Source organism: Cellulomonas sp. S1-8 (assembly GCF_026184235.1).
GTDB lineage: Bacteria > Actinomycetota > Actinomycetes > Actinomycetales > Cellulomonadaceae > Cellulomonas.
Genome location: NZ_CP110806.1, coordinates 335,863 through 361,008, shown reverse-complemented (window position 1 = coordinate 361,008; position 25,146 = coordinate 335,863). Strand labels below are relative to the sequence as shown.

The window sequence follows — 25,146 nt, the reverse complement described above, 5'->3', positions numbered from 1 at the left end:
GGGCGGGAGGGGCCGACGGCGTCGACCGCGCGGCGGGCTAGGACGAGGGGTCCGCGGTCACCCTGCGTTCACGGACGACCGCGAGGACCGCGAGGCGGCCGGTGCGATCGCGCCGCTCAGCGCCGACGCCTTGATCGCCTGGAACTCCTCGGGGGAGATCGCGCCCGCGTCGAGGAGGGCCTTGGCCTGCGCCACCTGCTCCACCGGGCTCGCGCCGCCCCCGGCAGGTGCCGCCTGGGCGACCTCGCGGATGTAGGCGTCCTGGCTCGCCTTGGCCGCGATCATGTACTCCGTCGCGCGCTCCGCCATGGCCCTGCCGTGGACGACGAAGTAGAGCAGCAGGGAGAGGATCGGGACGAAGATCAGGCCGATGGTCCACAGCGCCTTCGCGAACCCGCCCATCTTCTCGTTCCGGAACAGGTCGCCCAGGACGTGGAACAACGCCATCAGGTAGGCCACGAACAGGTACGTGATGCAGATGAACCACAGGACATCCCAGAACGTCGACATGATGATCCCTTTCGCTGTGCTCAGGTGGGTGGCCGGACGGTCACTGCGCGAGGATGCGGCTCTTCTCGGCCTCGAACTCGGCGTCGCTGAGGACGCCCTGCTCCTTCAGCTGCCCCAGGTCCTTGAGCTGCGCGAGCTTGGTGCTCATGTCGACCGGTTCCGCGGCTGCGGGCGCGGGAGCCTGCTGGACGTCGACGGGCTGGGCGTAGACCGGCTGCTGCGCGCCGGCAGGCGGGGCCTCCTGCGCCTGGCCCGCGTCCTGCGCGGCCCAGCGACCTGCCTGACGACGGGACACCCGGTTGGACACGGCGGTGGCGGTCCCCGCGACCACCGCGGTACGTGCGACTCCTCGAAGCAGCCCCATGGTGGGCGCTCCCTTCCTTGGCTGGGTGAGGGGGTGACGACGTCTGCGCCCGAGGCTCAGACCGGCTCCTTGGCTTCCTCGGCGGCGAGCAGCGCCTGCACGGGGATGCGGCCGTGGGCCACGAGCTGCGCGCCCCCGCGGCGCAGGGCGGCGGCGAACGGCGCGGCCCACCGGTTCTCGTAGACGAGGATGCCGCCGGCGCTCCCGGGCTCGAGCACCGCACCGGCCTCGTCGACCTCGTCCTGGCCCAGCAGCCCCGACGACACTCCCTCGAAGACGGTCAGGTCGAGGTCGCCGTCGGCGTCCAGGTCGGCCAGGACGATCCCGCTCACGGTGCCGTCGAGGTCCTTGCGCACGAAGACCAGGTCGAGGACCCGGATGATCTGACGGTCCACGAGGTCGACGAGCAGAGGCAGTCCCTCACCTGTCATCCGGTTCTCGGGGAACTCGACCACCATGTAGTCGATCGGCCCCACGTCCCCCAGGTCCTCGATCGTCACGCCGACCACCTCGATGCACTCGTCCGGTACTGGAGCTCCAGCGTCGGGCGCCCGGTACCCCGGGACATCATCCGAGGCGGATGAGAACGGCGTCCCCGTGCAGCCCGGCCCCGCCGGCTCGCCACCTGCCGCGCGATCTCATCCAGCGCGCACGACGACAGCGACCGCCCGGGATCGCGACGATCCACGGGAGCAGGACAGGGCGCACGACGGACGAGAGGAACTCGGTCATGAGCGAGCAGACGAGAACGCGCGACCAGCAGGTCGAGGCACCGGCGAGCGACGCGGCCGTCGGAGGGACCGCGTTCGCAGCCGTGCTGATGATCATGATCGGGGCGTTCCACGCGATCCAGGGCTCGGTCGCGCTCTTCCAGGACGACTTCTACGTCGTGACGCCGCGGTACGTCGCGCAGTTCGACCTCACGACGTGGGGGTGGATCCACCTCGTGCTCGGGCTGCTGGTCCTGTGCGCGGGGTTCGCCCTGCTCGCCGACAAGACCTGGGCCCGCGTGGTCGGCGTGATCCTCGCCGCGACCAGCGCGCTGGCCAACTTCGCGTTCATCCCGTACTACCCGTTCTGGGCGCTCACCATCATCGCGCTCGACGTCTTCATCATCTGGGCGCTCACCGCGCGCGGACGCAGGTCCGCCCCGCTGGACTACTGACCTGGCGCGACCGCGTCGATCAGTGCCAGGTGGGTGAAGGCCTGGGGGAAGGTGCCCTCGTCGCGCACCCCGGGTGCGCGGCGCCTCTCGCGTGTCGGGCCCCGTGCGTCTCCTCACCCTGGCCGGATGACGCCCCGCGGCCCGGCGGGGCGCACTGTCGGGGGATGACCGGGGGGACGTACGAGGTGTCGGTGGCCGGAGTGGTGTCCCTCGACGACCTGCGCCACCTCGGGGCGGTGTCGGTCGCGACCGAGCGGGCCAGCGTCGTCCTGTACGGCGACCTCCCCGACGAGGCCGCGCTGTTCGGGCTCCTCGCGCGGGTGCGGGCGCTCGGGCTCGAGCTCCTCGAGGTCCGCCGGGTTCCCGACCTGCGGCCGCTGGAGGACCGCGCGACCGCCGTGCGGGACGACGCGGCAGGGCCCTCGTCGTGAGCGGGTCCCGCCGGCAGCCGTCCGGTCCGGGCTACGAGCTGCGGGTGATCGGGGACCCCGGCCCGGCGGGCTGCTGCTGGCTCGGCAGCTCGGCATGCGCGTCGGTCCCCCTCGTCACGGTCTTCTCGGTGCACCTCCCCCCGGGACAGGGGCCCGACGACATCGCGTCGATGGTCGCGGCACGGGGACTGTCGCTCGTCCGAGCACGGTGGGTCCCCTCGCCTGCCGACCCGGGCCCGCGATGACCGCCGCCCCGCCGGTCGCGGCGCGGCGCGGCACCGCGCACCTCGTCCTGAGGTTCCTGGGACGGACGAGCCTCACGCTCGTGCTGCTCACCCTCTGCTACTACGCGCTGCCGGCTCACGGGCCGTTCCACGACGTCGCCACCGGGGCGCGCTGGGCGGGCTCGGCGGTCGCGCTCGTCGGGTTCGTGCTCCTGGTGCGGCGCAGCCTGCGGGCGGCACAGGCCGACCGCACGGTCGCGGCGCGCGCCGAGGCCGTGCTCACCGTGCTCTACGTCCTGGTCCTGCTCTTCGCCGTCACGTACAACGTGATCGCGCTCCAGGCGCCCGAGCAGTTCGACGGCATCGAGACCCAGACGGACGCGCTCTACTTCACCGTGACGGTCATCGCGACCGTGGGGTTCGGTGACATCACCGCGGTGGGGACGTTCGCACGGCTGGTGGTCACGGCGCAGATGCTCGTGAACCTCGTCTACGTCGGCACGGCCCTGCGGGTTCTCACGAGCCTCGGCACGAGCCACGGCACGGACGTCGAGGACGCGCCCGCCCCGGCAGGTCGACCGCAGAACTCACCCGCGACGGGGGAGGCCCGGCTCGTCGTGCCTGACTGATCGTGGGGCGACGCAGTCGGCGGCGCGTCGGGGAAGGGGGTGGACGCGCCGCCGTGGAGGGGCATGCCGACGCTCGCCGCCGCACCCGTGCCGGACGGTGGTCGTGGGTCGTCGACGACGGAGGAGCGGACATGACCCAGGACCAGACGTCCACCGAGCCGCCGGCAGCGGTGACGGCGGCGGCGCGAGCCCACGCGCGGTCGATCCGGTACGCGGTGCCGGCCGTGCCGCCCGACCTCGTGCCGCGGGAACGCCTCGTCGAGCTCGTGGCACGTGGCGTGCGCGGTCCGCTGACGCTCGTGAGCGCGTCCGCCGGGACGGGCAAGACGACGCTCGTGTCGTCCTGGGCCGCTCGAGGCGATGCCCCGGGCCCCGTCGCCTGGATCACGATGGACGAGACGGACCATCGGCCGAGGGACTTCTGGGCGGCGGTCACCGAGAGCCTCGTCGACGCCGGCCTCGACCTGGGCCCGCGCGGACCGCGCGCGGGCGCCGCAGAGCTCCGTGACGGGATGCCCGAGCTGCTGGCAAGCGGCATAGCACACCGGGCCCAGCCTCTCGTCCTCGTGCTGGACGAGGCCGACCCGCTCGACCAGCGCGGTCCCGCCACCGCGGTCGGCGAGCTCCTGCGCCGCACCGGCGGCCGGCTGCGGCTCGTGGTGCTCACCCGCACGGACCCGCTGCTCCCGCTGCACCGGTACCGGCGGGACGGCGTCGTCACCGAGGTCCGCGAGTCCGACCTGGCGTTCGACGCGGGCGAGCAGGCGGATCTCCTGCGGGCCTACGGCCTGCACCTGAGCGACGAGGGCGCTGCCACCCTGCTCGCGCTCACCGGCGGCTGGGCGGTCGGGTTGCGCTGCGCGGCGATGGCGCTCGCGGGACGGTACGACACCGAGCAGGCGGTCCGGGAGCTGCGCGGCGGCCTGGCGGCCTACTTCGTGCGGGAGGTGCTCGAGGCCCGGCCGGCCGACGTGCGCGAGGTGCTGCTGCGGACGAGCATCGTCGACGACCTGCACCCCGGGCTCGTGGAGGCGCTCGCCGGTGTCCCCGCCCGTGACCGCGTGCTCGAGTTCATGTCGCACGGCAACGCGTTCATCGAACCGGTGCCCGGCTCCCCGGACGGCTTCCGCTACCAGTCGCTCTTCCGGGAGTTCCTGCGTGCTCAGCTCGCCTACGAGCGCCCGGCCCTGGTGCCTCACCTGCACCGGCGCGCCGCCGACTGGTACGCACGGCACGACCGGCCGCACGAGGCCCGGCGCCACGCGGCGGCCGCGGACCTGGCCGACGCCGGGCGACGGTACCCGCCCGCTGCTGCGGTCGTGCCCGACGGCGCCGTGCAGGCCGTCGCCACGGAGCCCGCGATCCTCGACCACCACGGGCGCGCGGACGGGGTGCAGGTCTCGCGACGCCTCGCGGTCGTCATCCTCGATGCCCACCGCGCCTACCTCGGGTCCGACCCGGACGGGGGGTTGACCGCGCTCGCGCACGCGGACCGGCTGTGCGGTCGGCTCGACCCGCACACGCTCGCCGCGCACCCCGAGATCCCGGCGCTCCTGGCACTGTGCCGCGGCCGTCTGCTGCTGCTCCGGGGTGACACCCCCGCCGCGCGCGAGCAGCTCGTGCTCGCGACGCAGGCCGCGGAGTCGCCCGGCTGCGAGGAGCTGCTGGCGACGTCGCTGCGGGCCGTCGCCGTGATCGACGCCGCGGCCGGACGGCTCCGGACCGGGGCGGACCTGCTGCTGCGCGCCGACGCGACGGTGCGCGCGGTGCGCGACGGGCTCGCGCCGTCGTCGACCGCCGCGGCCGTGACCGGGGCCTGGTCCGGGATGGGTGCGCTCGAGGCCGAGGCCGCACGCCGGCTCGAGCGCGGTGCCGCCGCGGCCCACGAGGAGCGGGACGAGGTCACGGCGGCGGTCCTGACGCTCGTGCACGCGCGGCTGCTCGTCCCGCCGGACCGGGCAGATCGAGCGGGCCCGGGCGCCGCACCCACGGACCACCTGCCGAGCTGGCTCGAGCTGTGGCTCGAGGCCGCGACCGTGCCCCCCGCGGACGACGTCCCCGCGGTACCGCCGGCTCGGCAGGGCGCGGCGCCCGCCGCGGCAGCCGCCGAACCCCTCCGCCGCCACAGCCTCGTCCCCGTGCGCCGGGCACCGGCCGGGGCGGGCGACACGGGTCGCGCACCCGACGCGGTCACGACGTCGGCTCTCGGCCAGAAGGTGACGACCTGGCTCGCCGAGGCCGCGCGAGCCGCCGAGTCGGGAGACCTGGCGACGGCCACCGCCGTGCTCGAGCGGGCGCTCCGCCTCGCGGCACCCACGCGGCTGCGGGCGCCCTTCGACGAGTCCTCACCGGTGGTGCGGCGGCTGCTGCTCGAGCTGGACTGCGTGGCCGTCCGCCACCCGTGGCTGCAGCCCACGGCGCCCCCGGGCGCACAGCAGCAGGCGCTCCCGCGCGCCGCGGCCCCGCACCGTCCGCAGGGCGACCCGGTGGCGGTGCGCCCGCTCCGTGAGCCGCTGACCCTCAAGGAGACGGAGGTCCTCGGCCTCCTGGCCGGCCTGCTGAACACCGAGGAGATCGCCGCGACGATGTACGTCTCCGTGAACACGGTGCGCACGCACGTCCGCAGCATCCTGCGCAAGCTCGGGGCCTCGCGCCGCAACGAGGCCGTGCGACGGGCCTGGGAGCTCGGCATCCTGCTGGCCGGCGACGCCGACGCCCGGGTCCCGCACGAGCCGAGCCACGCACCGTCCCGCGTCGGCTGAGCGTCGTCGGCCGCCCGGGGCCGGGCGTCGTCGGCCGGCCCGTCGGCGTGGGTCCGGGCCCGGTCTCACCCGTGGCGGGTGAGACCACTCAGCGGCACGGGGACGTCGGACCCGCCCTCGAAGGTCAGGCGCGCACCCACCCGCGCCAGCGTGGGGACCGGGACGAACGCACCGGCGAGGAGCATCTCGCCCTGGAGGAAGTGCGGGGACGCCTGCAGCATCGCCGGGGGGACGAACCCGAACACCGCCGCGAGCTCGTCGAGGTCGGCGGTCGAGTTCATCCGCATGAGCGCCAGGTTGTCGCACTGCGAGAGCACCTGCGGGTGGATCTTCGAGGGTCGTTGGGTCGACAGCAGCAGCCAGAGCCCGTACTTGCGCCCCTCGGCGGCGATCTGCGCGATCCGCTCGGTCACGCGCTCCTGGACGGCGACCCCCGGCTCGGCGGAGCACAGGTTGTGCGCCTCGTCGATGACGACGAGCGTCGGGACCCGCTCCGCGCGCCGCGCCCAGAGGTCCTCCAGGACGTCGAGGCTCACGGCGAGCGGCTCCAGCGGGTGGTGGAAGCCGCCGAGGTCCAGGACCGTCGCACGCGGCCCCTCGCGGATGACCTCGGCCGCCGACGGCAGGTCGCGGGCCCAGACCTCCCAGTCCTGCATCCCGAGGTTCTCGATGCGCTGCCCGAGCGCACGCTCGTCGGCGGACCCGTCGAGCAGGTGGGCCACGAGGTGCGGGACGCTCCCGTCCTTCAGTGACGCGACCGTGCGCAGGAACTGGCTGTACTCGCCCCGGTCGGCGACGGGGTCGAGCTGCAGCAGCGCCGCCTGGGCCCGCGCCGGCATCGTCGCGAAGCGCATGCGCAGCGGCTCACCGCCGGAGCCGTCGGCCCGCAGCACACGGACGGCGCCGCCACCCAGACGGTCGGACGCCGGCCCGGGTGCGTCGGGGCGCACCTCGCCGAGCCGCACGAAGTCGGCGTTCGGGTCGAGGACGACCAGGCGCAGATCCGTCGCCAGCAGCAGCTGCTCGAGCAGGACCCCGAGCGCGTAGGTCTTGCCGGAACCGCTCTGACCGCACAGGAACGTGTGCCGGTTGAAGCCTCCGGCGCGCAGCAGCGCGACCGCGTCGACCGTGCTGCCACGCCACGAGCCGACCGGGAGCGTCGCACCGGCCGCATGCTGGAAGGCCGCGAGCAGCGAGGCCGGCGCGCCGTCGATCGTCGCGTCGAGGAACGGTGGCACCTCACCACGGACCGGCGCACCGTCGGCGTCGAGCGCCATGAGGACCGCCCCCTCGCCGTGCGACGTCCCGCCGTGGGTACCTGCCGTGGTCCGCCTCACCTGCCCGAGCGCGGCGGCCCCGGCCGCGCGCAGCAGCACCATGTCCCCCGCGCGGAACGGGACCGCACGGTCGGTCTCGAAGGTGAACGTGCGCCCGTCCAGCGACGTCGCCTCCGCAGATCGTGCCCCCGGGTTCGTCGTCATGTCCGCCACCTCCGTGTCCGTCGGCACCCGGAGATCGGGCGGGTCCCTCGTCAGCCTCGTGCGGCGGTGCCGCCGCGGGCGTCACCCCCGACGGATGACTCGGCGCCGTGCGGCGTCACCCCGCCGCAGCCACTCACCCGCACCGCGTGAGGCGACGGGCCGCGCACCGTGCGAGCGTCGAGGGACGGTCCGCGGGTGCGCGTGGACCGTGCACGGGAGGGGAGCCTCATGCCGGTGCCGTCGTGGCGGTCCCCCCTCCCCCGTGTCGTGCGCCGGCGGCCTGCGGGCCCCGCACGGTCCCGGACGACGGCCGACGACGAGGGCTGGCACGAGGGGTGGCTGGACGTCGACGGCGTACGCGTGTTCTACCGGCAGGGCCCGACGTCCGACGGCGTGCCGATCGTGCACGTGCACGGGTTCGCGATCTCGGGCTCCTACCTCATGCCGACGGCTCGCCGGCTCGTCGACCTGGGCACGAACGTCGTCCCGGACCTGCCGGGGTACGGACGCAGCGGACGGACGCCGCGCCCGCTGGGGATCCCCGAGCTCGCGCGGAACCTCCAGGGGATCCTCGACGGGCTCGGCATGGACAAGGTCGTCCTGGTGGGCAACTCGATGGGCTGCGCGGTCTCGCTCGAGGTCGCGCACGCCGACCCGGGGCGCGTGCACCGCCTCGTCCTCGTGTCGCCGGCCGGCGGCCTGCAGAACCAGCCGCTGCCCCGCGCGCTGCGGCAGCTGGCGGCGGACGTCGGACGCGAGAGCAGGCACATGGCCCGCGTCGCGGTACCGGACTACGTCGACTTCGGAGCCGTCAACGCCCTGCGGACCTTCCAGGAGCTCACGCGCTTCCCCGCGCTCGAACGCCTCGTGACCGTGCCGGTCCCGACGATCGCCGTGCTCGGGGACCGTGACCCGCTCATGCCCGGGCCGCGCCGGGTCCGCGAGGTCCAGGTGCTGGCGCACGACCACATCGCCGTCGTGCTGATCCAGGGCGCGGCGCACGCCATCAACTTCAGCCACCCCGGGCAGCTCGCGAACGTCATCCGGGCGTGGTTGACCGACCAGGAGATCGTCGACGATCCCGCGGAGCCGGGCACCGCCCGCCCCCTGACCCCGCGCCGGTCGAGCGGGGACGACCCGCCGGGGCCGGCGGACCCCGCCACCGGGACCGCGAGCTAGGACGTCTCGGGTGAGGGCGCGGGCGCAGCGGCGGACCGGGCCCGGCGGCGGGGGATCAGCCGTCGCCACGAGCGGCCCGTCGGAGCCGGCGGCCCGTCCGACGGGCTCGCCTGCCCGGGCGGTGCGTCCGCGTCACGTCGGACCGGCGTCTCCGTGAGCATCGCCGAGTCGATGAGGTCGTGGCGTCGCCCGTACGTCGTCGCGACCGCCTGGATCGTCGCCGCGACCGGGAGCGCCAGGAACGCCCCGAGGGCACCGAACACCGCACCGAACGAGATGACCGCGAGGAAGGACACGGCGGGGTCGAGCTCCATCGTGGACCTGGCGATCCGGGGCGAGAAGACCAGGTTCTCGACCTGCTGGTAGCAGACGACGAAGACCAGCACCGCGACGCCCATGCCGACGCTCTCGACGAGCGCGACCGCGATGGGGACCGCCCCGCCGATGTAGGTGCCGATGGTCGGGACGAACTGCGACACCACGCCGGTGAACAGCGCCAGCGGCAGCGCGTACGGGACGCCGACGAGCGTCAGGAAGACCCCGGTGAACACGGTGCACAGCGCCGCCAGGGCGATGCGCGAGCTGATGAAGTTCGAGACCTTGGTCTGGGCGATGCCCCACAGCTGGAGGACCTGGGCCTGGCGCCGCGGCGTCAGCGTCCGGCAGATCGCCACGCGCATCCGCGGGCCGGCAGCCGTCATGTAGTAGGTGACGAGCAGCACCGAGCTCGCCATCACCAACGCCCCGATGATCGAGTCGCCGATGCTCACGACCGCGAGGGCGACCTCGTCCCCCCACCGCTGCACCACGCCGGAGACCAGCACGTCGGACTCGGGCAGGACCACGCCGAGACCGTCCTGGGCGGCCTCGCGGAGTCCCGCGAGCACCCCCGGGATGCCCTCGACGAGCGCGACGAGCTGCTCGACGAAGAGATCGCCGAAGACCCACGCGACAGCGACGACCCCGATCAGGGACACCAGCCCGACCACGCCGGTGGCCGTGCTCCGGCGGGCTCCCCGGCGCACGAACCACCCGACGGGGGGTTCGAGCACCAGGGACAGGAACCATGAGATGGCGACGATCGTGAACACCGTGCCCATCGCCGACGCGGCACGCCACAGCAGGATGCCCGCCCACGCGGCGATCACCGCCCCGACCAGGAGCGGGACGATCCAGCGCGCGCGCGACGACGCGGCGGCCGGGGGGAGGGCAGGGATCGGCACCACGGGCGCCGGCGTGACGGCGGCACCTCGGGGCGGTCGTGCGGCACGGCGGAAGAACATGTGGGACCCCGTCCTCTGCTCCGGGTCCCAGGGTCCCGCGCGCCGCCCGGGTGGCGGATCAGCCGCTACGGGTGAGCGCGCGACCGTCCGTGGGCGGGCCGCGTCGAGGAGGAGCGTCCGGTGGACGGCCGGCGGCGCCGGGCCAGGGGCCCGGCGCCGCGCCCGTCACTCGGTGGGCGGCTCGTCCTTGCCCGCCTCCTCCAGGGCGTCGGCCTCCTCCTTGGTGTGGTGGACGGCGCCCTCGGCGTGGTCGGGCGGGCCGTAGACCGTGTAGAGGATCAGCGGGTTCTCGCCCGTGTTGAGGAAGTTGTGCGTGCGGCCGGCGGGGACGACGACGAGGTCGCCCTGCGCGACGTTGCGCTGCTGACCCGAGACGATGGCCTTGCCCGTCCCGGACACGAACGTGAGGATCTGGTCGGTGTCCTCGTGGACCTCCTCGCCGATCTCACCGCCCGGCGGGATCGTCATGATGACGAGCTGCGTGTGCTCGCCGGTCCACAGCACGCGCCGGAAGTCCGGGCTCTCCTGCGCGGCGGTCGCGATCGTCCAGTGCTCCACGGGGTACCTCACCTCGTCGGGGATGGTGTCGAGGTCGATCCTGCAGCGGGCGGGCCGATCCCGCCTGCGGAGGGGCGGCGTCGTCGCGTCACGCACTGCCGACGCGGCTGCCACCATGTCCGCATGCGCGTCGAGCTGCCCGGGGTCGTCCTCGCGTACGAGCTGCACGGTCCCGAGGACGCTCCCGCCGTCGTCCTCCTGCACGGCATGGGCGCGGCCAGCGACGGGTCCTCGTGGAAGGCGGTGGTCCCGCGGCTCGTCGCCGACCACCGGCTCGTGGTCCCCGACCTGCGCGGGCACGGAGCGAGCGGCCGCCCGGGCAGCTATGCGCTCGCCGAGATGGCCGACGACGTCGCGCGGCTGATGGACCTGCTGGGGGTGCGGGCGGCGACCGTCGTCGGGCACTCGATGGGCGGTGTCGTGGCGATCGTGCTCGCCCAGGCGCGGCCGGACCTCGTCGCGGCGCTCGTCGTCGAGGACTCGCCTCCACCCCCGCCGGTCTGGTCCCCGCCGGTCCGCGTGGTGCCGCCGGACCGTCCCGGCGGCCCGGTGCCGTACGACCACGAGGTCCGACCGACCGTGCTGCGCGAGCTCGACCGGCGACGGCCCGCGTGGTGGCGGCGGGCAGGGCAGGTCGCGGTGCCGACGCTGGTGATCGGCGGCGGACCGACGAGCTTCGTCGACCAGGGCCGCCTGGCGCGGCTCGCGGCCCGGTTCCCCGCCGGGACGATGGCGACGATCGACGCCGGGCACGACGTGCACCCGACCCGGCCCGCCGAGTTCGTCGCGCTCCTGCGGGGGTGGCGGGCGGGTTCACCTGGGTGACCCGGGCCCCGCCGGGTCGTCCGTCCGCGCGCACCCGCCAGTGGCGCACCCCACTGTTCAGACCGGGGTCGTCGGCAGCGCGTACGACGGCAGTCCCCGGCGGCGCACCAGCCACTCGGCGACCACCAGGTTGGGCAGCCAGCACAGGAAGGGCACGGCGGCGTAGGCGTTCGCGAACGCGGCTCCCTCGTCGGCGCCGGGGCCGGCGACCGCCATGTGCGCGCCCATCAGGAGGGCGGTCCAGAGCCGCAGCGTCACCGCGGCGAACGTCAGGGCGTAGTTGCGCAGCATCCAGGCCTGGTGCCCGGCGACGTCCCCGCCGCGGATGGCCCGCAGGGCGCGCGTCGCGGTGACGGCCCACAGCACGGCGAGCGTGCCGAAGCCGAACACCCCGACGAGGCCCGCGCTGTTGACCGGCAGGATCGCCAGGCCCGTCACGCTCCCGACGCCGACCGCCACGAGGTAGACGCGGCCGGTGACGCGGTGCAGCCGGGGGCGTCGTCGTCGGAGCGTGCTCGAGAGCTGCAGCGGTCCGAGCAGGAGCGCGACCGATGCGGTGGCGATGTGCACGTAGAGGGCGACCTGGAAGAACGGCGCGGCCTGCGCGTACGCACCACCGAGGCCGCCGCCCTGCGCTGCGAGCTGGTCGAGGCTCGCCGTCCCGTAGGTCACGAGGGAGATCACGGCGATGGTCAGCGCGAGGACGCCGACGACGGCGAGGCCGGCCCCCCGCCTGACCCGCCCACGGGTGCGTGGCTCTGCGCGACGAGCGGTGGTGGTGGACATGGCGATCCTCCGATGCGAGAGCCGTTCACATTGTGAGCGGTTGCAACATAGGGCCGAATGTTAGAGTCGTCAACATGCCGTCCGCCCCTCGAACCCCGCCTGAGCGCACCACGTACCACCACGGGGCCCTGCGGGAGGCGCTGCTCGACGGCGCGCGCGAGATGCTGGCCGACCGCGGCCTGGACGGCTTCAGCCTCAGCGCGCTGGCCCGGCGCCTCGGCGTCAGCACCGCCGCCCCCTACCGGCACTTCGCCGACCGCGACGCCCTGCTCGACGCCCTCTGCGTCGAGGGGTACGGCCTGTTCGGGGCCGCTCTCGAGCGCGGCGCACGCACGGCGACCGACCCCCGCGAGCTGCTCCACGCCCTCGGGGTGGCCTACCTGACGTTCGCCCGCGAGCACCCGGCCGTCTTCGCCATCATGTTCACCGAGCGCGGGGACGAGGTGATCGAGGCCGGCGCACCGACGTTCGTGCCGCTCGTCCGGGCCGTCGTCGCGGCGCAGGACGCGGGCGCCCTGCCGGCCGGCACCGACCCGCGCGTCCTGTCCCGGAGCATCTGGGCGATGCTGCACGGCCTGGCCGTGCTCTCGCGCCAGCGCGGATTCGCCAAGCTCGGGCTCGACGACGACGACGCGACCCTGGTCGCCGACGCCTTCGCCCTCCTCCTGCGCTGACCACCCCCGGCGAGGGGGCGGTCCACGGGCGGGTCAGCCGCGGCCGGGGAAGCGGAACGGGATCGGGATGCCGCCGCAGCAGCACACGCCGCTGACGTCCGTCTGCGCCAGGAGCGAGGCCGCCTGGGCGCACGCGACGAACCGCGCCACGGTCGGGAGCAGCGCCCGTCCGACGCCCCGCTGCGCGACCAGCTGACGCACCGCCGCCGAGCAGGACGCACCCCCGTGCGCCACGCGGTGCGCGCAGCCCCAGCCCTTGCGGGGCGAGAGCCGGCGCTGGTAGATCCCGATGAGACGGTCGACTGCGGCAGCGGGGAGCGACATCGCCTCACCGTAGGTGCGGGCCCCTCGTCCGGCGCGCCGAACCGGACATCTCTCAAGATGCTCAGCAGGCTGACTGTTGCCATCCTGGTCCCATGGAGACCAAGCAGAGGGCACTCGACACTCCCACCACCTCCCGTGACCGGGTCCGGCAGGTCACGGTCCTCGTCGGGGCGGTCGTCGCCATCGTCGGCGCGACGATCGGCTCGGGCGCGTTCGGCGGCCAGCCGATCGCCGAGGCTGCGGGCGGCGCCCTGTCCGCGACCGCGACCCCGCTCGCACCGGACACCCCGGCGTTCTCGATCTGGTCGCTCATCTACACCGGTCTGGCGGTCTTCGCGGTCGTCCAGGCCCTGCCGCGCCAGGGCGCCGACCCCCGCCTGCGCGCCGTCTCGTGGTGGGTGCTGGCGTCGATGCTGCTCAACGCCGTGTGGATCGGCGTCGTCCAGGCCGGCTCGGTCGGCGGCAGCGTGCTCGTGATCGTCTCGCTGCTCGCCGTCCTGGCGACGATCTACGTCAAGCTCGTCCGCCTCCCGCACACCGGGACCGCGACGTCCCTGGTCACCGACGTGACGATCGGGCTGTACCTGGGCTGGGTGAGCGTCGCGACGCTCGCGAACACCGCGGCCTTCCTGTCCGTCGCCGACGTCGGCGAGCTCGGCCTCGGTGCGACCACCTGGTCCGTCGTCGTGATCACGGCCGCCGCCGCGCTCGCCGTGACGTACGCGGCGTTCGGCCGGGTCCGGCCGAGCGTCGTCGTCCCGATCGGCCTGGCGATGGCCTGGGGCCTGATGTGGATCGGGATCGGCCGCACGAACGGCCCGGTGCTCGACGAGACGGTCGCGACCGCCGCGTTCGTCGCCGCCGGCGTCGCGCTGCTCGCCCCGATCGTCACGACCGTCGCGGCCCGTCGCCGCTGACGGCCTGCCCCGACGGGCAGTGCGGCCAGAACGAAGCGTTTCGCGTCCTGGCCGCGGCCCCGCGCGGGCCCGTGCGTCCCTATCGTGCGAAGCACCTGCCACAGGGGGAGCTCGACGATGAGGCGTACCCGGCTCGGCCTGACCGTCGCCACGGTCCTGGCCGCCACCCTGCTCCTGCCCGCTCCGGCCTGGGCGGGTGACGTGCAGCGCCAGGAGTTCCGCTGGGCGCCGTCGGACCCGTGGCAGGTGCGGGGATTCAGCGGTGAACCGGTCGCCTCGACGCGCGGCGGTGCGATCACCATCGGCGAGGAGACGCTCGTCATGCTGCTGGAGTACGAGACACCGGCCGACTGGACGGGCTCGGCAAACCGCCTGACGGGCTGGGACGTCGACTTCCGCATGCGTCTGGGCAGCGACACGACGAAGGGCTGCCTCGACGAGCAGACCGGCACGCCGGCGACGCTGCTGTGGGTGGGCGACACGACCGACCTCATGCACCTCGGGTTCGGGGTCGACGGGCTGTGCATCCTGTACCCGTACGCGGACCGCGAGGTCGTCCCGCTCGACACCTCCCGCATGCACAGGTACCACCTGGAGGCGCGCGGGCAGCAGGTCCGGCTCACCGTCGACGGGCGCACCGTCATCGACAAGACGTTCGCGGGCACGGGCGGCGGCACCGTCGCGCTGGGCTTCGAGACGTACCAGGGCACGTCGACGTGGGACTACGTCCGCTACGACACCGCACCGGGGCGCCCGTGCACGATCCGCGGCACCGACGGCCCGGACGACCTGGTCGGCACGCGCCGCGCCGACGTCATCTGCGCGGGCGACGGCGACGACCGCGTCCGCGGGCTCGGGGGCGACGACGTGCTCATCGGCGGCGAGGGTGACGACACCCTGCTGGGCGGTGACGGCCACGACCTGCTGCAGGGCGGCTGGGGCGACGACGTGCTGGACAACGGCAGGGACAGCGGTCGGGCCGAGGGTGGCCAGGGCGACGACCGCTTCGTCACGGGCGCCGCACCCGACGGCGCCCACCAGCTCGTCGGCGGGCCCGGGCACGACGTCGCCGACTACAGCGCGCGCACCGCACCGGTGACGGTGACGCTCGACGCGCTCGGCGGCGACGGCGCGCCCGGCGAGGGCGACTCCGTGGGCGCCCCGGCGCCGTGGGCGTCCTGGCACGACATCGAGGAGGTGCGCGGCGGCCACGGGGACGACGTCCTGACGGGCTCGCGGTGGGAGGACACCCTCGTGGGCGGGCCGGGTGCCGACCTGCTGCAGGGCCTGGACGGCAGCGACGCGCTGCGAGGCGCCGACGGCGTCGAGGGCAACGACCGCCTCGACGGTGGCGCCGCCGCCGACGCGTGCACGGCGGACCCGTCGGACGAGCTGGTGTCGTGCAACGAGCCGGACCCCACCCCCACGTTCACCATGCCGCCGCCTCCGCCGACACCGACGCCGACGGGGACACGCGGGCCCACCCCGTCGCCGACGGGCTCGCCGACGCCGCCCATGCCGACGCCGACGGGTTCCCGCGGGCCGACACCGCCGACGTCGCCGTCACCGACCACCCCGCCGATGCCGCCCACGCCGACGCCCACCGGGTCGCGGGGGCCGATGCTCCCCACTCCCACGGGTGCCCCGACGGGCGACGGGCAGGTCGCCGACCCGTTCCTCGAGGTCCACGACGGGAGCCGGACCGACTGAGGCACGATGTCCTCGTGGACCCGGCGATCGACCTGCAGCCCCGCGGTGACCTGACCGACGCGGAGCTCGACGCCCTGCACGCGGCCGCGTTCGACCACCCGCCGACCCCGACACCCTGGCGGCAGCGCCTGGCGGACCACAGCCTGACGTGGGTCACCGCGCGCCTCGACGGTCGGCTCGTGGGTTTCGTCAACGTCATCGGCGACGGCGGCGTGCACGCGATCGTGCTGGACACGTGCGTGGCCGCCGACGTCGGACGGCAGGGCGTCGGGAGCGCGCTGGTCCGGGCGGCGGCCGACGAGGCACGTCGCGCGGGCGCCCACTGGCTGCACGCCGACTACGAGCCCCACCTGGTCGACTTCTACGAGGACGCCTGCGGCCTGCGCCCCACCGAGGCCGGCCTGCTGCGGCTCGTCTGACGCGCCACGCCGAAAGTGGTCACAGATGAGGCATGTGCGCGCTCACACCGCCCCACGACTGACCACTCTGGGCACTGGCGACACTCCGCGCTTGACCTTCACACCGTGGGACGGGGTCCGATGGTCGGGACATGTTGAGCATCGGAGAGGTCGCGCAGACCACCGGGGTGTCCCGGCGCATGCTGCGCCACTGGGAACAGCTCGGGCTGCTGCAGCCGGCAGCCGTCGACCCGTCCACCGGCTACCGCCGGTACGAGGACAGCCAGGTCGGGCGGGTGCGGGTGGTGGCGTCCCTGCGTTCCCTGGGGTTCGGGCTGGACGCGATCGGCGCCCTGCTCGACGCGACGCTCACCGAGCAGCGCCTGGTCGAGCTGCTGCGGGCCCGCGAGCGCGAGCTGGTGGTCCAGGTCGACGAGGCATCGGCACGTCTCGCCGAGGTGCGCTCGCGCCTCGCGTCCCTCGAGCACGGGAGCCGTACCGCCATGAGCACGCTGCACCTGACCCCCCTGCCCGCGCTGCGGCTGGTCGCCGTCCGCTCGTCGGTGCGGGACGAGACCGAGATCCCGCACGCCGTCGCCGCGCTCCTGGCACGCGTCCGCGACCACGTCGCGGCGCAGGACGTGAGCGAGGTCGAGATCGTCCACACCTACGACGGGACCGCCGACGACGAGATCGTCGTCACGGTCGGCACCACGTCGCCCGCCGTGAGCGCGGCCGGGCTGGACGTCGTCGACGTGGACGCGGTGGACGAGGGGGTGTCGGTGACGTTCGACGAGCGCCCCGCCGACGTCGCCGACGCGTGGATCACCCTCGACGCCGAGCTGGCGCGACGCGGCCTGCGCACCACCGGCGTGTACCGCCAGGCCACAGCCCCCGACGGCACCGTCACCCTCCAGGCGCAGGTCCGCCCCGCGCGGGAGTGACCGCCGTCGAGTGCGGGGGAAACGCGTCGAGTGCGGGGGAAACGACCCCCGCACTCGTGCGGTGTCCCCCGCACTCGACGTGGGGACTCAGCGCAGGTCCTGGGCCAGGGGGCAGAGGAACGGGTCGCGTGCCTTCAGGCCGACCTCGTTGAGGTGGCGGATGACGATCCCGTACGACTCGAGCAGGCCCACCTCGCTGTACGGCACGTCGCGCTCCGCGCAGAACTCCCGGACCATCGGCTGCAGCTTGCGCAGGTGGGGCCGCGGCATGCTCGGGAACAGGTGGTGCTCGATCTGGTAGTTCAGACCGCCCATCATCATGTCGGTGGCGCGACCGCCGCGGACGTTGCGGCTCATCAGCACCTGACGGCGCAGGAAGTCGATGCGGGCGTCGCGGGGAACCAGCGGCATGCCCTTGTGGTTGGGGGCGAACACCGCGCCCATGTACAGGCCGAACAGGCCGAGCTGGACCCCGAGGAACGCGAAGGCCATGCCGACGGGCAGGAACCAGAAGACCAGCGCGAGGTAGCTGCCGAGCCGCAGGGTCACGAACGCGATCTCGACGGGGCGGCGCTTGACGGGCCCGCGCCCGAAGATCGTCTTCACCCCGGAGATGTGCAGGTTGAGGCCCTCGAGGAGCAGCAGCGGGAAGAACAGCCACCCCTGGCGCTGCGTGTACCAGCCGACCAGGCCGGTGCGGGGCGCCTTGAGGTCCTCGGTGTGGAAGACCAGGGCGCCCGTGCCGATGTCGGGGTCCGCGCCGATCTGGTTGGGCTTCGCGTGGTGCTTGGAGTGCTTGTTCTGCCACCAGCCGTAGCTCATGCCGGCGTACAGGTTGGCGATGACGAGGCTGGCCCAGTCGTTCCACCGGTTGGACTGGAAGATCTGGCGGTGCGCGGCGTCATGGCCCAGGAACATCACCTGACCGAGCAGGAACGCGAGGACCGCGGCGGTGACCATCTGCCACCACGACGCACCGATCTGGACGAAGGCCACGACGGTCAGTGCGAGCAGCACCGTCAACGTCACGAACCGCGTCCAGTAGTAGGCGTGCCGGCGGCGCATCAGCCCGGACGCCTGCACGGTGCGATTCAGCTCGGTGAAGTCGCTGACGTACTGCTCGCGGGCAGTGCCTGTCGTCGTCATGGATCTCCGGACCTTTCCGCAGGGGCCGAACGGCGCGTGGTGCCCGACGCCGGTGACGGGCAGGACGAAGATAACGGCCCGGGCGGTGACGACGCCGAGCGTACGCTGGAAGTTCCCCCCTCGGCGGGTCGAACGGACCTGGCGCGGGCGTCCGCGTCGCCGGTCACTCTCCCGTGCCGGTAGATTTGACCCCTGTGACGGCAGGAGGCGGGCGCACAGGCGTCGACCACAAGCAGATCGGTGAGGTCGCGGAACGCACCCGCCTGTCGCTCCGCACGATCCGCTACTACGAAGAGGTCGGCCTGGTCGTGCCGTCGGCACGCTCGCAGGGCGGCTTCCGCCTGTACGCGGAGACGGACATCGCCCGGCTCCAGCTGGTGCGTCGGATGAAGCCGCTCGACTTCTCCCTCGAGGAGATGCGTGAGCTGCTCGAGACGATCGACGCGCTCGACGACCCCGCGACGGCCGACGCCGAGCGCGGGCAGGTCGCGGAACGCCTCGAGGCGTTCCGGCTCGCCGTCGAGGAGCGGTGCGCCAGCCTCCGCCAACAGCTGTCCAACGCCGAGACCTTCGCCGACGAGCTGCGCGCGCTGCACCCGCGCGGTGACGTCGACCCGGGTGGTCACCCATGACCATCCACCACCGCCGTACCGCACCCGACCCGAGGAGCTCCATGACCCGCGCACGTCAGAACCGTCTTCCCGCACTGCCGGCGCGGGGGCTGCGCATCACACCCCTGGGCGGGCTGGGTGAGATCGGGCGGAACATGACGGTGCTCGAGCACGCCGGACGCCTGCTCGTCATCGACTGCGGCGTGCTCTTCCCCGAGGAGGACCACCCCGGCGTCGACGTCATCCTGCCCGACTTCACGTCGCTGGCCGGGCGCTGGCAGGACATCGACGCGATCGTCCTGACGCACGGCCACGAGGACCACATCGGCGGCGTGCCGTACCTGCTGCGCGAGCGCCCCGACATCCCCGTCGTCGGCTCGCGGCTGACGCTCGCGTTCATCACGGCGAAGCTCGAGGAGCACCGCATCCGCCCGGTGACCACCGAGGTCAAGGCGGGTGACCGGACGACGATCGGTGCGTTCGACCTGGAGTTCGTCGCGGTCAACCACTCCATCCCCGACGGCCTGGCCGTCGCGGTCCGCACCGCCGCGGGCATGCTCGTCAACACCGGCGACTTCAAGATGGACCAGTTCCCCCTCGACGGGCGCCTCACCGACGTGCGGCACCTGGCCCGCCTCTCCGACGAGGGCATCGACATGTTCCTCGTCGACTCCACCAACGCCGAGGTGCCCGGGTTCACGATCTCCGAGCGTGACCTGACGCCCGCGATCGGCGAGGTGTTCGCCTCGACGAAGCGCCGCGTGGTCGTCTCCAGCTTCGCCAGCCACGTGCACCGGATCCAGCAGGTCGTCGACGCGGCCGTCCAGCACAACCGCAAGGTCGGGTTCGTCGGCCGGTCGATGGTCCGCAACATGAAGATCGCGCAGGACCTGGGCTACCTGACGATCCCCGACGGCGTCGTCGTGGACCCCAAGCAGCTCGAGCGCATGCCCGACCACAAGGTCGCGTACATCTGCACGGGCTCCCAGGGCGAGCCCCTCGCGGCGCTGTCGCGGATGGCGCGCGGCGAGCACCAGATCGAGGTCGGCGAGGGCGACACGGTCCTGCTGGCGTCGTCGCTGATCCCGGGCAACGAGACCGCGATCTACCGGGTCATCAACCGGCTGACCGACCGCGGGGCGCGCGTCGTGCACAAGGGCAACGCCCGCGTCCACGTCTCCGGGCACGCCAGCGCAGGCGAGCTGGTCTACCTGTACAACGTGCTGCGCCCGCGCATCGTCATGCCGATCCACGGCGAGGCCAAGCACCTGCGCGCCAACGCGGACCTCGCGCTGCGCACGGGCATGGCACCCGAGAACGTCCTGGTGGTCCGCGACGGTGACGTCATCGACCTGATCGACGGGCGCGCCAAGGTCGTCGGCAGCGTGCCCGCGGCCGAGGTGTACGTCGAGGACGGTGTCGTCGGACGCACCGACGAGCGGCTGCTCGCACAGCGCCGGGAGCTGCGTGACGGCGGCGTGGTGACGGTCGTCGCGGTCGTCGACGCCGACGCCGCGAACCTCGCCGAGCCGGTCGAGCTCATCTCGACCGGTGTCGCGCACGCCGAGGACGCGCAGGCCGCGGTCGACAAGGCGATCCGCACGGCCCTGCAGAACGCGCCCAAGGGTGCGCTCACCGACACCGACGCGCTGGACCAGCTGGTGCGACGCGCGGCCGAGCGGGTGCTGCGTCGGCGCGGCGGCCCGCAGCCCGTCGTGGTGGCCGTGACGCTCGACTCCTGACGCGACCCCCCGGGGCGGTGCCCCGGGGGTCAGGTCCCCCGGGTCAGTGCCCCTGGCCGAGCCGCCCCGCGAGGCGCTCGTGCCGGCGGGCGCTGTCGGTGTCGAGGTTGATGATCTCGACCTCCTTGCCCTTGCGCGCGTACCGGGTGCGGATCGCGTCGAGGGTCGCCACGGTCGACGCGTCCCAGATGTGCGCGTCGGCCATGTCGATGACGACGCGCTGCGGGTCGCCCGCGTAGTCGAACTGGTAGACGAGGTCGTTGGACGACGCGAAGAACAGCTCACCGGTCACGGCGTAGACGGCCTCGCCGTCGTCGTCGCTGTCGTCCAGCCGGACGACCTCGGTGAGGTGCGCGACGCGTCGCGCGAAGGCCACCATCGCGACGAGCACGCCCGCGACGACGCCGTACGCCAGGTTGTGGGTGGCGACGGTGATCGCGACGGTCGTCAGCATGACGACGGACTCGCTGCGCGGCATGCGCCGCAGCGTGCGCAGCGAGTGCCAGTCGAACGTCGAGACCGCGACGACGACCATGACGGCGACGAGGGCCGCCATCGGGATCTGCGCGACGAGGTCGCCCGCGCCGACGACCAGCGCGAGCAGGAACACCCCGGCGAGGAACGTCGAGATCCGGGTCCGCGCACCCGACGCCTTCACGTTGATCATCGTCTGGCCGATCATCGCGCAGCCGCCCATGCCACCGAAGAAGCCGGTGATGATCTGGGACGCGCCCTGGCCCCAGCTCTCGCGGGTCTTGTCCGAGTGCGTGTCGGTGACGTCGTCGACGAGCTTGGCCGTCAGCAGCGACTCGAGCAGCCCGACGATCGCCACGGTCACCGCGTAGGGCGCGATGATCCGCAGCGTCTCGAGCGTGAACGGGACGTCGGGGATCAGCAGGGACCGCAGCGAGCGGGGCAGCTCGCCCTCGTCGCCGACCGTCGGCACGGCCAGCGCGGTCACCATGGTGAACGCCGTCAGCACGACGATCGCGACGAGCGGCGCCGGGACGACGCTGGTCCACCGCGGCAGCAGGACCATGAGGGCGAGCGCGACGGCGACCAGCACGTACACGGCCCACGGCACGTCGGTCAGGTGCGGCAGCTGGGCCAGGAAGATGAGGATGGCCAGCGCGTTGACGAACCCGATCATCACCGAGCGCGGGACGAACCGCATGAGCCGCGCGACGCCCGTCAGCCCGAGCACCACCTGGATGACGCCGCCGAGGATCACGGTGGCCAGCAGGTAGTCCAGGCCGTGCTCCCGGACGATCGGTGCGACGACGAGCGCGATCGCGCCGGTCGCGGCGGAGATCATCGCGGGTCGTCCGCCGAGGAACGCGATCGAGACGGCCATCGTGAACGAGGCGAACAGGCCGACCCGGGGGTCGACGCCGGCGATGATCGAGAAGGAGATCGCCTCGGGGATCAGCGCGAGCGCGACGACGAGCCCGGCGAGGACCTCGGTGCGCAGGCGGCGCGGCGAGCGCAGGGCGGCACGCACCGAGTGGACCTCGGCGGCCTCGGGGACGTGCGGGGTGGTGGGCACGGCAGTCGTCACGCGGTCGATCCGTTCATCACGTGGGCGCGCACGCCCGGGCCGCGGGTGCGGCGAGGTCTGGGTGGGGGGCGCGACGACGCGCCCCCGGCACCCTACCTTGACGTAAGGGTCGGGTGTCGTCGCCGGCGCAGGCTCCACGCGACGGGCGCCACCCACCCCGTCGAGCCGGCGCCCGACGCGAGGGTTACGCTCCCGACGTGAGCACCCCGACGCCGCAGCCCGAGGCACCGCTCGACGAGCCCGAGCTGTTCCTTCGCGACTTCCTGCGCTCCGCGACGGCGCAGCAGCGGCACACGTTCGTCCGACGCACGAGCTACGACAGCGGGGACGCGACGATCCGGTTCGTGCTCGACGACCCGACGACGGACCGCGCCACCGCGCTGGCCGCGTACTGGATCCTCGGCGCCTGCTACTACTCCCGGTACGCGTCGGCCGAGGACACGGCGGACTACGAGCGTCCGACGTGGGAGCTGCTGCGGACCATCGAGGAGCGGTACGACGCCGGTTTCTGGGCCGACCACGGCATCGCGTTCGACCCGACGGACGACGACGAGATCGACTGGACGGACGACTACGGCGCACCCGTCGCGCGGCCGGTCCCGCAGGCGATGCGCCGCGCGGTGCCCGGCGCCCACGTCGACGACGAGCACACCGAGGACGGCCTGCCGCTCGACGTGCACCTGCGGTGGACGGCGCTCGTCGAGGAGGACTGAGGCGGCCGACGTCAGTGACGACCGGCAGTCGCCTCGAGGGCGTCGACCAGCAGGGCGGGTCCGGGCTCGAACTCGCCGCCGTCGGCGATCACCGGGTGTCGGTCGCCGCCTGCGTCGCGCAGTCTGTCCTGTTCAGCGTTGGGGACACATGAGGTCCCGAACGCTGCACTCCGTCGTGAGGTCACCGCCCGACTCACCAGGTCCGGCACCCGCGTCGCCTGGTGCAGGATCAGCGCATGTCGACGCGCGGCGTCGTCGGCACGCCGCACGAGCGCCGTCGTCCGGGACTCAACCACGTCGCGTTCCACGCCGGGGCGTCGCAGGACGTCGATGCCCTGACCGTCACCGCGCAGGAGCACGGTTGGACGCTCCTCTTCCCCGACCGGCACCCCCATGCGGGCGGCCCCGACCACTATGCCGCGTACCTCGAGGGCCCGGACGGGTTCGAGGTCGAGCTGGTGGCATCCGGCTGACGAGGGCCCGCCTCGGGAGGCGCGGACGCCCGTGACGCCTACTGTCGGCGGGATGATCGTCGAGTCCACCGTCGAGGTCCCCGTCACCCCCGACGTCGCCTTCGCGGTGTCCCAGACGACGGGTGCAGTCCGGTTGCGCTGGGACCCGTTCATCCGTCGGCAGGCGTTCCTCGACGGCGCGACGACCCCGGCCAAGGGCGTCCGGACGCTCACGCTGCACCGCACGGGGCTGCGGATGGTCAGCGAGTACGTCTCCTACAACCCTCCGACGAACGTCGGCATGAGGATGGTCGAGGGGCCGTGGTTCTTCGCGGTCATGGCCGGCGGGTGGCGCTTCACGGCGCTGCCGGACGGCGGCACGCGCGCGGCGTGGCGGTACAGCTTCACGTGCCGGCCGCGGTGGCTGGCGCCCGTGGCGGAGCGGGTCGGGCGCGTCGTGCTGCAGCGGGACGTCGACCGGCGGATCGCCGGGTTCGCGCGCGGCTGCGCCGACCCGCAGGTGCTCGCGGCGGTCCGGTGACCCTCGCTACGGTGGGGACCATGGGCCGACTCCTCTACGCCCTCTCCGGGTCGCTCGACGGGTACGTCAACGACGCGCAGGGTCGTTACGACTTCATGCCGGTCAGCGAGGGCTTCCACGCCTTCATCACCGACGCGATGGCCGACGTCACGACGCACCTCTACGGGCGACGCATGTACGAGGAGATGCAGGTCTGGGAGACCGACCCGACCCTCGCCGAGTCCGCGGAGGGCAAGGCGTTCGCCGCGTGGTGGCAGCGGGGCGAGAAGGTCGTGTTCTCGACGACGCTGACGTCCGTGCCCACGGCACGCACCCGGATCGAGCGGACGTTCGACGTCGACCGCGTCCGCGAGATCAAGGAGCGGTCCGCGGGGGACCTCATCATCGAGGGCCCGACGATCGCCGCCCACGCGCTGCGCGCCGGCCTCGTCGACGAGATCCAGCTCTACGTCGGGCCCGCGATCCTGGGCGGCGGCACCCGCGTGTACCCGGACGACGTGCGCCTGGACCTGGAGCTGTTGGCGGAGCGTCGCTTCGACGGCGGCGTCGTCATGCTGCGCTACGCGGTGCGCTGAGGCGCCGACGGACCGGTTCAGTCCCCCGTCAGGTACTGCTGGACCGCGGGTGCGACCTGGTCGACGAGGTCGTCGTACGCCAGGTCGGCGATCGGGCCGACGCCGACCACGTGCCGTGCGACCGCGATGCCCAGGAGGCTCGCCCCGGCGAGCGTGAGCCGCCGCGCCCGTTCGGGGTCGCCGCCCGACGCCTCGCGTACGCGCGCTCCGAGCATCTCGCGCAGCATGTGCGCGGCTCGCGGCGATGTCGTGGCCGAGCGGACGAGGGCGAGCAGGATCGGGCGGACGAGCGGGCGCTCCCACAGACCCAGGTAGGCGTCGGCGAACTCGCGCCCCGCGGTGGCCCCGTCGGCGGCGGCGGCCTGCGCGAGCACGGGCGCGATGCCGGTCTGGTCGGCGACGACCGTGGCGAAGAGGCTTTCCTTGTCGCCGTAGAAGTGCCGGACGAGCGCGGGGTCGACGTCCGCAGCGGCGGCGATGGCACGGACGGACGCGCCGTCGTAGCCGTGCTCCGCGAACAGCCGGAGGGCGGCGTCGCGGATCGCGTCGCGGGTGCCCGAGTCCCCCGGGCGACGGCCGGTGGGTCGCGCGCGTTCGCCGGCCATGAGCCGATCCTAAGTCCTCTCGTGTGGAGTTCCCCTCTT

At 73.7% G+C, this 25,146-nt stretch carries 28 protein-coding genes; 17 read left to right on the top strand and 11 right to left on the bottom strand.

The window, feature by feature from the left end; translation table 11 throughout:
- Window positions 1–57: 57 nt before the first annotated feature.
- Genes OKX07_RS01675 through OKX07_RS01665 form a run of 3 tightly spaced genes read right to left on the bottom strand, consistent with a single transcriptional unit; the run spans window position 58 to window position 1,374 of the window.
- Window positions 58–510: an SHOCT domain-containing protein gene (locus tag OKX07_RS01675; RefSeq protein ID WP_265630138.1), complete on the bottom strand. Its 453-nt coding sequence runs from the start codon at window positions 508–510 to the stop codon at window positions 58–60.
- A 40-nt stretch (window positions 511–550) separates the two neighbouring features.
- Window positions 551–874: an SHOCT domain-containing protein gene (locus OKX07_RS01670; RefSeq protein ID WP_265630137.1), complete on the bottom strand. Its 324-nt coding sequence runs from the start codon at window positions 872–874 to the stop codon at window positions 551–553.
- 56 nt (window positions 875–930) lie between these two features.
- On the bottom strand, window positions 931–1,374 hold the full coding sequence (locus OKX07_RS01665) for a DUF6325 family protein (RefSeq protein ID WP_265630135.1): 444 nt from the start codon (window positions 1,372–1,374) through the stop codon (window positions 931–933).
- Window positions 1,375–1,604: 230 nt separating this feature from the next.
- On the opposite strand from OKX07_RS01665, the gene OKX07_RS01660 reads away from it, so the two are divergent.
- The 4 genes from OKX07_RS01660 (at window position 1,605) to OKX07_RS01645 (ending at window position 6,085) form a co-directional block, all read left to right on the top strand.
- Window positions 1,605–2,039 carry a hypothetical protein gene (locus tag OKX07_RS01660; RefSeq protein WP_265630133.1) on the top strand — a complete coding sequence of 145 codons (435 nt, stop codon included), beginning with the start codon at window positions 1,605–1,607 and terminating at the stop codon, window positions 2,037–2,039.
- 164 nt (window positions 2,040–2,203) lie between these two features.
- Window positions 2,204–2,470: a hypothetical protein gene (locus OKX07_RS01655; protein ID WP_265630131.1), complete on the top strand. Its 267-nt coding sequence runs from the start codon at window positions 2,204–2,206 to the stop codon at window positions 2,468–2,470.
- Window positions 2,471–2,711: 241 nt separating this feature from the next.
- Window positions 2,712–3,323 (top strand): potassium channel family protein, encoded by a 612-nt coding sequence (locus OKX07_RS01650; protein ID WP_265630129.1) that lies wholly within the window; start codon window positions 2,712–2,714, stop codon window positions 3,321–3,323.
- A 131-nt stretch (window positions 3,324–3,454) separates the two neighbouring features.
- A complete protein-coding gene (locus OKX07_RS01645) occupies window positions 3,455–6,085 on the top strand; it encodes a LuxR C-terminal-related transcriptional regulator (RefSeq protein WP_265630128.1) in 2,631 nt (876 codons plus the stop codon).
- 65 nt (window positions 6,086–6,150) lie between these two features.
- On the opposite strand, the gene OKX07_RS01640 is transcribed toward OKX07_RS01645, so the two are convergent.
- Entirely contained in the window at window positions 6,151–7,566 is a 1,416-nt protein-coding gene (locus OKX07_RS01640; RefSeq protein ID WP_265630126.1) for an ATP-binding protein, read from the bottom strand.
- Window positions 7,567–7,767: 201 nt separating this feature from the next.
- Between OKX07_RS01640 and OKX07_RS01635 the strand changes: the two genes are divergently transcribed.
- Window positions 7,768–8,745, top strand: a complete 978-nt coding sequence (locus tag OKX07_RS01635; protein ID WP_265630124.1) for an alpha/beta fold hydrolase — start codon at window positions 7,768–7,770, stop codon at window positions 8,743–8,745.
- Here the strand turns inward: OKX07_RS01635 and OKX07_RS01630 are convergent.
- Both OKX07_RS01630 and OKX07_RS01625 read right to left on the bottom strand, forming a co-directional pair.
- Complete coding sequence (locus tag OKX07_RS01630) at window positions 8,742–9,971, bottom strand: AI-2E family transporter (protein WP_265630123.1); 1,230 nt, start codon at window positions 9,969–9,971, stop codon at window positions 8,742–8,744. The genes OKX07_RS01635 and OKX07_RS01630 overlap by 4 nt on opposite strands.
- Window positions 9,972–10,193: 222 nt before the next feature.
- The gene (locus OKX07_RS01625) at window positions 10,194–10,598 is read right to left on the bottom strand and encodes a cupin domain-containing protein (RefSeq protein WP_265630121.1); all 405 of its coding nucleotides are present in this window, start codon (window positions 10,596–10,598) and stop codon (window positions 10,194–10,196) included.
- A gap of 111 nt (window positions 10,599–10,709) precedes the next feature.
- On the opposite strand from OKX07_RS01625, the gene OKX07_RS01620 reads away from it, so the two are divergent.
- Window positions 10,710–11,411, top strand: coding sequence for an alpha/beta fold hydrolase (locus tag OKX07_RS01620; protein WP_265630120.1), 702 nt, complete (start codon window positions 10,710–10,712; stop codon window positions 11,409–11,411).
- 57 nt (window positions 11,412–11,468) lie between these two features.
- On the opposite strand, the gene OKX07_RS01615 is transcribed toward OKX07_RS01620, so the two are convergent.
- Window positions 11,469–12,197 carry a DUF2306 domain-containing protein gene (locus OKX07_RS01615; protein WP_265630119.1) on the bottom strand — a complete coding sequence of 243 codons (729 nt, stop codon included), beginning with the start codon at window positions 12,195–12,197 and terminating at the stop codon, window positions 11,469–11,471.
- Between the two features lie 74 nt (window positions 12,198–12,271).
- On the opposite strand from OKX07_RS01615, the gene OKX07_RS01610 reads away from it, so the two are divergent.
- The gene (locus OKX07_RS01610) at window positions 12,272–12,871 is read left to right on the top strand and encodes a TetR/AcrR family transcriptional regulator (protein ID WP_265630118.1); all 600 of its coding nucleotides are present in this window, start codon (window positions 12,272–12,274) and stop codon (window positions 12,869–12,871) included.
- 33 nt (window positions 12,872–12,904) lie between these two features.
- Here OKX07_RS01610 and yidD read toward each other — a convergent pair whose 3' ends face one another.
- Window positions 12,905–13,195, bottom strand: a complete 291-nt coding sequence (gene yidD / locus OKX07_RS01605) for a membrane protein insertion efficiency factor YidD (protein ID WP_265630117.1) — start codon at window positions 13,193–13,195, stop codon at window positions 12,905–12,907.
- A 92-nt stretch (window positions 13,196–13,287) separates the two neighbouring features.
- On the opposite strand from yidD, the gene OKX07_RS01600 reads away from it, so the two are divergent.
- The 4 genes from OKX07_RS01600 to OKX07_RS01585 all read left to right on the top strand — a co-directional run bounded on the left by OKX07_RS01600 (window position 13,288) and on the right by OKX07_RS01585 (window position 17,164).
- Window positions 13,288–14,112: a tryptophan-rich sensory protein gene (locus OKX07_RS01600; protein WP_265630116.1), complete on the top strand. Its 825-nt coding sequence runs from the start codon at window positions 13,288–13,290 to the stop codon at window positions 14,110–14,112.
- A gap of 117 nt (window positions 14,113–14,229) precedes the next feature.
- On the top strand, window positions 14,230–15,822 hold the full coding sequence (locus OKX07_RS01595) for a calcium-binding protein (RefSeq protein ID WP_265630115.1): 1,593 nt from the start codon (window positions 14,230–14,232) through the stop codon (window positions 15,820–15,822).
- A gap of 14 nt (window positions 15,823–15,836) precedes the next feature.
- Window positions 15,837–16,241, top strand: a complete 405-nt coding sequence (locus OKX07_RS01590; RefSeq protein ID WP_265630114.1) for a GNAT family N-acetyltransferase — start codon at window positions 15,837–15,839, stop codon at window positions 16,239–16,241.
- Between the two features lie 131 nt (window positions 16,242–16,372).
- Window positions 16,373–17,164, top strand: a complete 792-nt coding sequence (locus OKX07_RS01585) for a MerR family transcriptional regulator (RefSeq protein ID WP_265630113.1) — start codon at window positions 16,373–16,375, stop codon at window positions 17,162–17,164.
- A gap of 87 nt (window positions 17,165–17,251) precedes the next feature.
- Here the strand turns inward: OKX07_RS01585 and OKX07_RS01580 are convergent, their stop codons facing one another.
- Window positions 17,252–18,310 carry a fatty acid desaturase family protein gene (locus tag OKX07_RS01580; RefSeq protein ID WP_265630111.1) on the bottom strand — a complete coding sequence of 353 codons (1,059 nt, stop codon included), beginning with the start codon at window positions 18,308–18,310 and terminating at the stop codon, window positions 17,252–17,254.
- Window positions 18,311–18,504: 194 nt separating this feature from the next.
- Between OKX07_RS01580 and OKX07_RS01575 the strand changes: the two genes are divergently transcribed.
- Both OKX07_RS01575 and OKX07_RS01570 read left to right on the top strand, forming a co-directional pair.
- A complete protein-coding gene (locus tag OKX07_RS01575) occupies window positions 18,505–18,942 on the top strand; it encodes a MerR family transcriptional regulator (RefSeq protein ID WP_265630110.1) in 438 nt (145 codons plus the stop codon).
- Window positions 18,943–18,983: 41 nt separating this feature from the next.
- Window positions 18,984–20,663 (top strand): ribonuclease J, encoded by a 1,680-nt coding sequence (locus tag OKX07_RS01570; protein WP_265630109.1) that lies wholly within the window; start codon window positions 18,984–18,986, stop codon window positions 20,661–20,663.
- A gap of 43 nt (window positions 20,664–20,706) precedes the next feature.
- On the opposite strand, the gene OKX07_RS01565 is transcribed toward OKX07_RS01570, so the two are convergent.
- Complete coding sequence (locus OKX07_RS01565) at window positions 20,707–22,221, bottom strand: SulP family inorganic anion transporter (RefSeq protein WP_265630108.1); 1,515 nt, start codon at window positions 22,219–22,221, stop codon at window positions 20,707–20,709.
- 197 nt (window positions 22,222–22,418) lie between these two features.
- Between OKX07_RS01565 and OKX07_RS01560 the strand changes: the two genes are divergently transcribed.
- The 4 genes from OKX07_RS01560 to OKX07_RS01545 all read left to right on the top strand — a co-directional run bounded on the left by OKX07_RS01560 (window position 22,419) and on the right by OKX07_RS01545 (window position 24,502).
- Window positions 22,419–22,934 (top strand): DUF4274 domain-containing protein, encoded by a 516-nt coding sequence (locus tag OKX07_RS01560; protein WP_265630107.1) that lies wholly within the window; start codon window positions 22,419–22,421, stop codon window positions 22,932–22,934.
- Window positions 22,935–23,170: 236 nt separating this feature from the next.
- Window positions 23,171–23,407: a VOC family protein gene (locus OKX07_RS01555; protein WP_265630106.1), complete on the top strand. Its 237-nt coding sequence runs from the start codon at window positions 23,171–23,173 to the stop codon at window positions 23,405–23,407.
- Between the two features lie 52 nt (window positions 23,408–23,459).
- A complete protein-coding gene (locus tag OKX07_RS01550; RefSeq protein ID WP_265630105.1) occupies window positions 23,460–23,927 on the top strand; it encodes a type II toxin-antitoxin system RatA family toxin in 468 nt (155 codons plus the stop codon).
- A gap of 20 nt (window positions 23,928–23,947) precedes the next feature.
- Window positions 23,948–24,502: a dihydrofolate reductase family protein gene (locus tag OKX07_RS01545; RefSeq protein WP_265630104.1), complete on the top strand. Its 555-nt coding sequence runs from the start codon at window positions 23,948–23,950 to the stop codon at window positions 24,500–24,502.
- Window positions 24,503–24,519: 17 nt separating this feature from the next.
- Here the strand turns inward: OKX07_RS01545 and OKX07_RS01540 are convergent, their stop codons facing one another.
- Entirely contained in the window at window positions 24,520–25,107 is a 588-nt protein-coding gene (locus OKX07_RS01540) for a TetR/AcrR family transcriptional regulator (protein WP_265630103.1), read from the bottom strand.
- Between the last annotated feature and the right edge of the window lie 39 nt (window positions 25,108–25,146).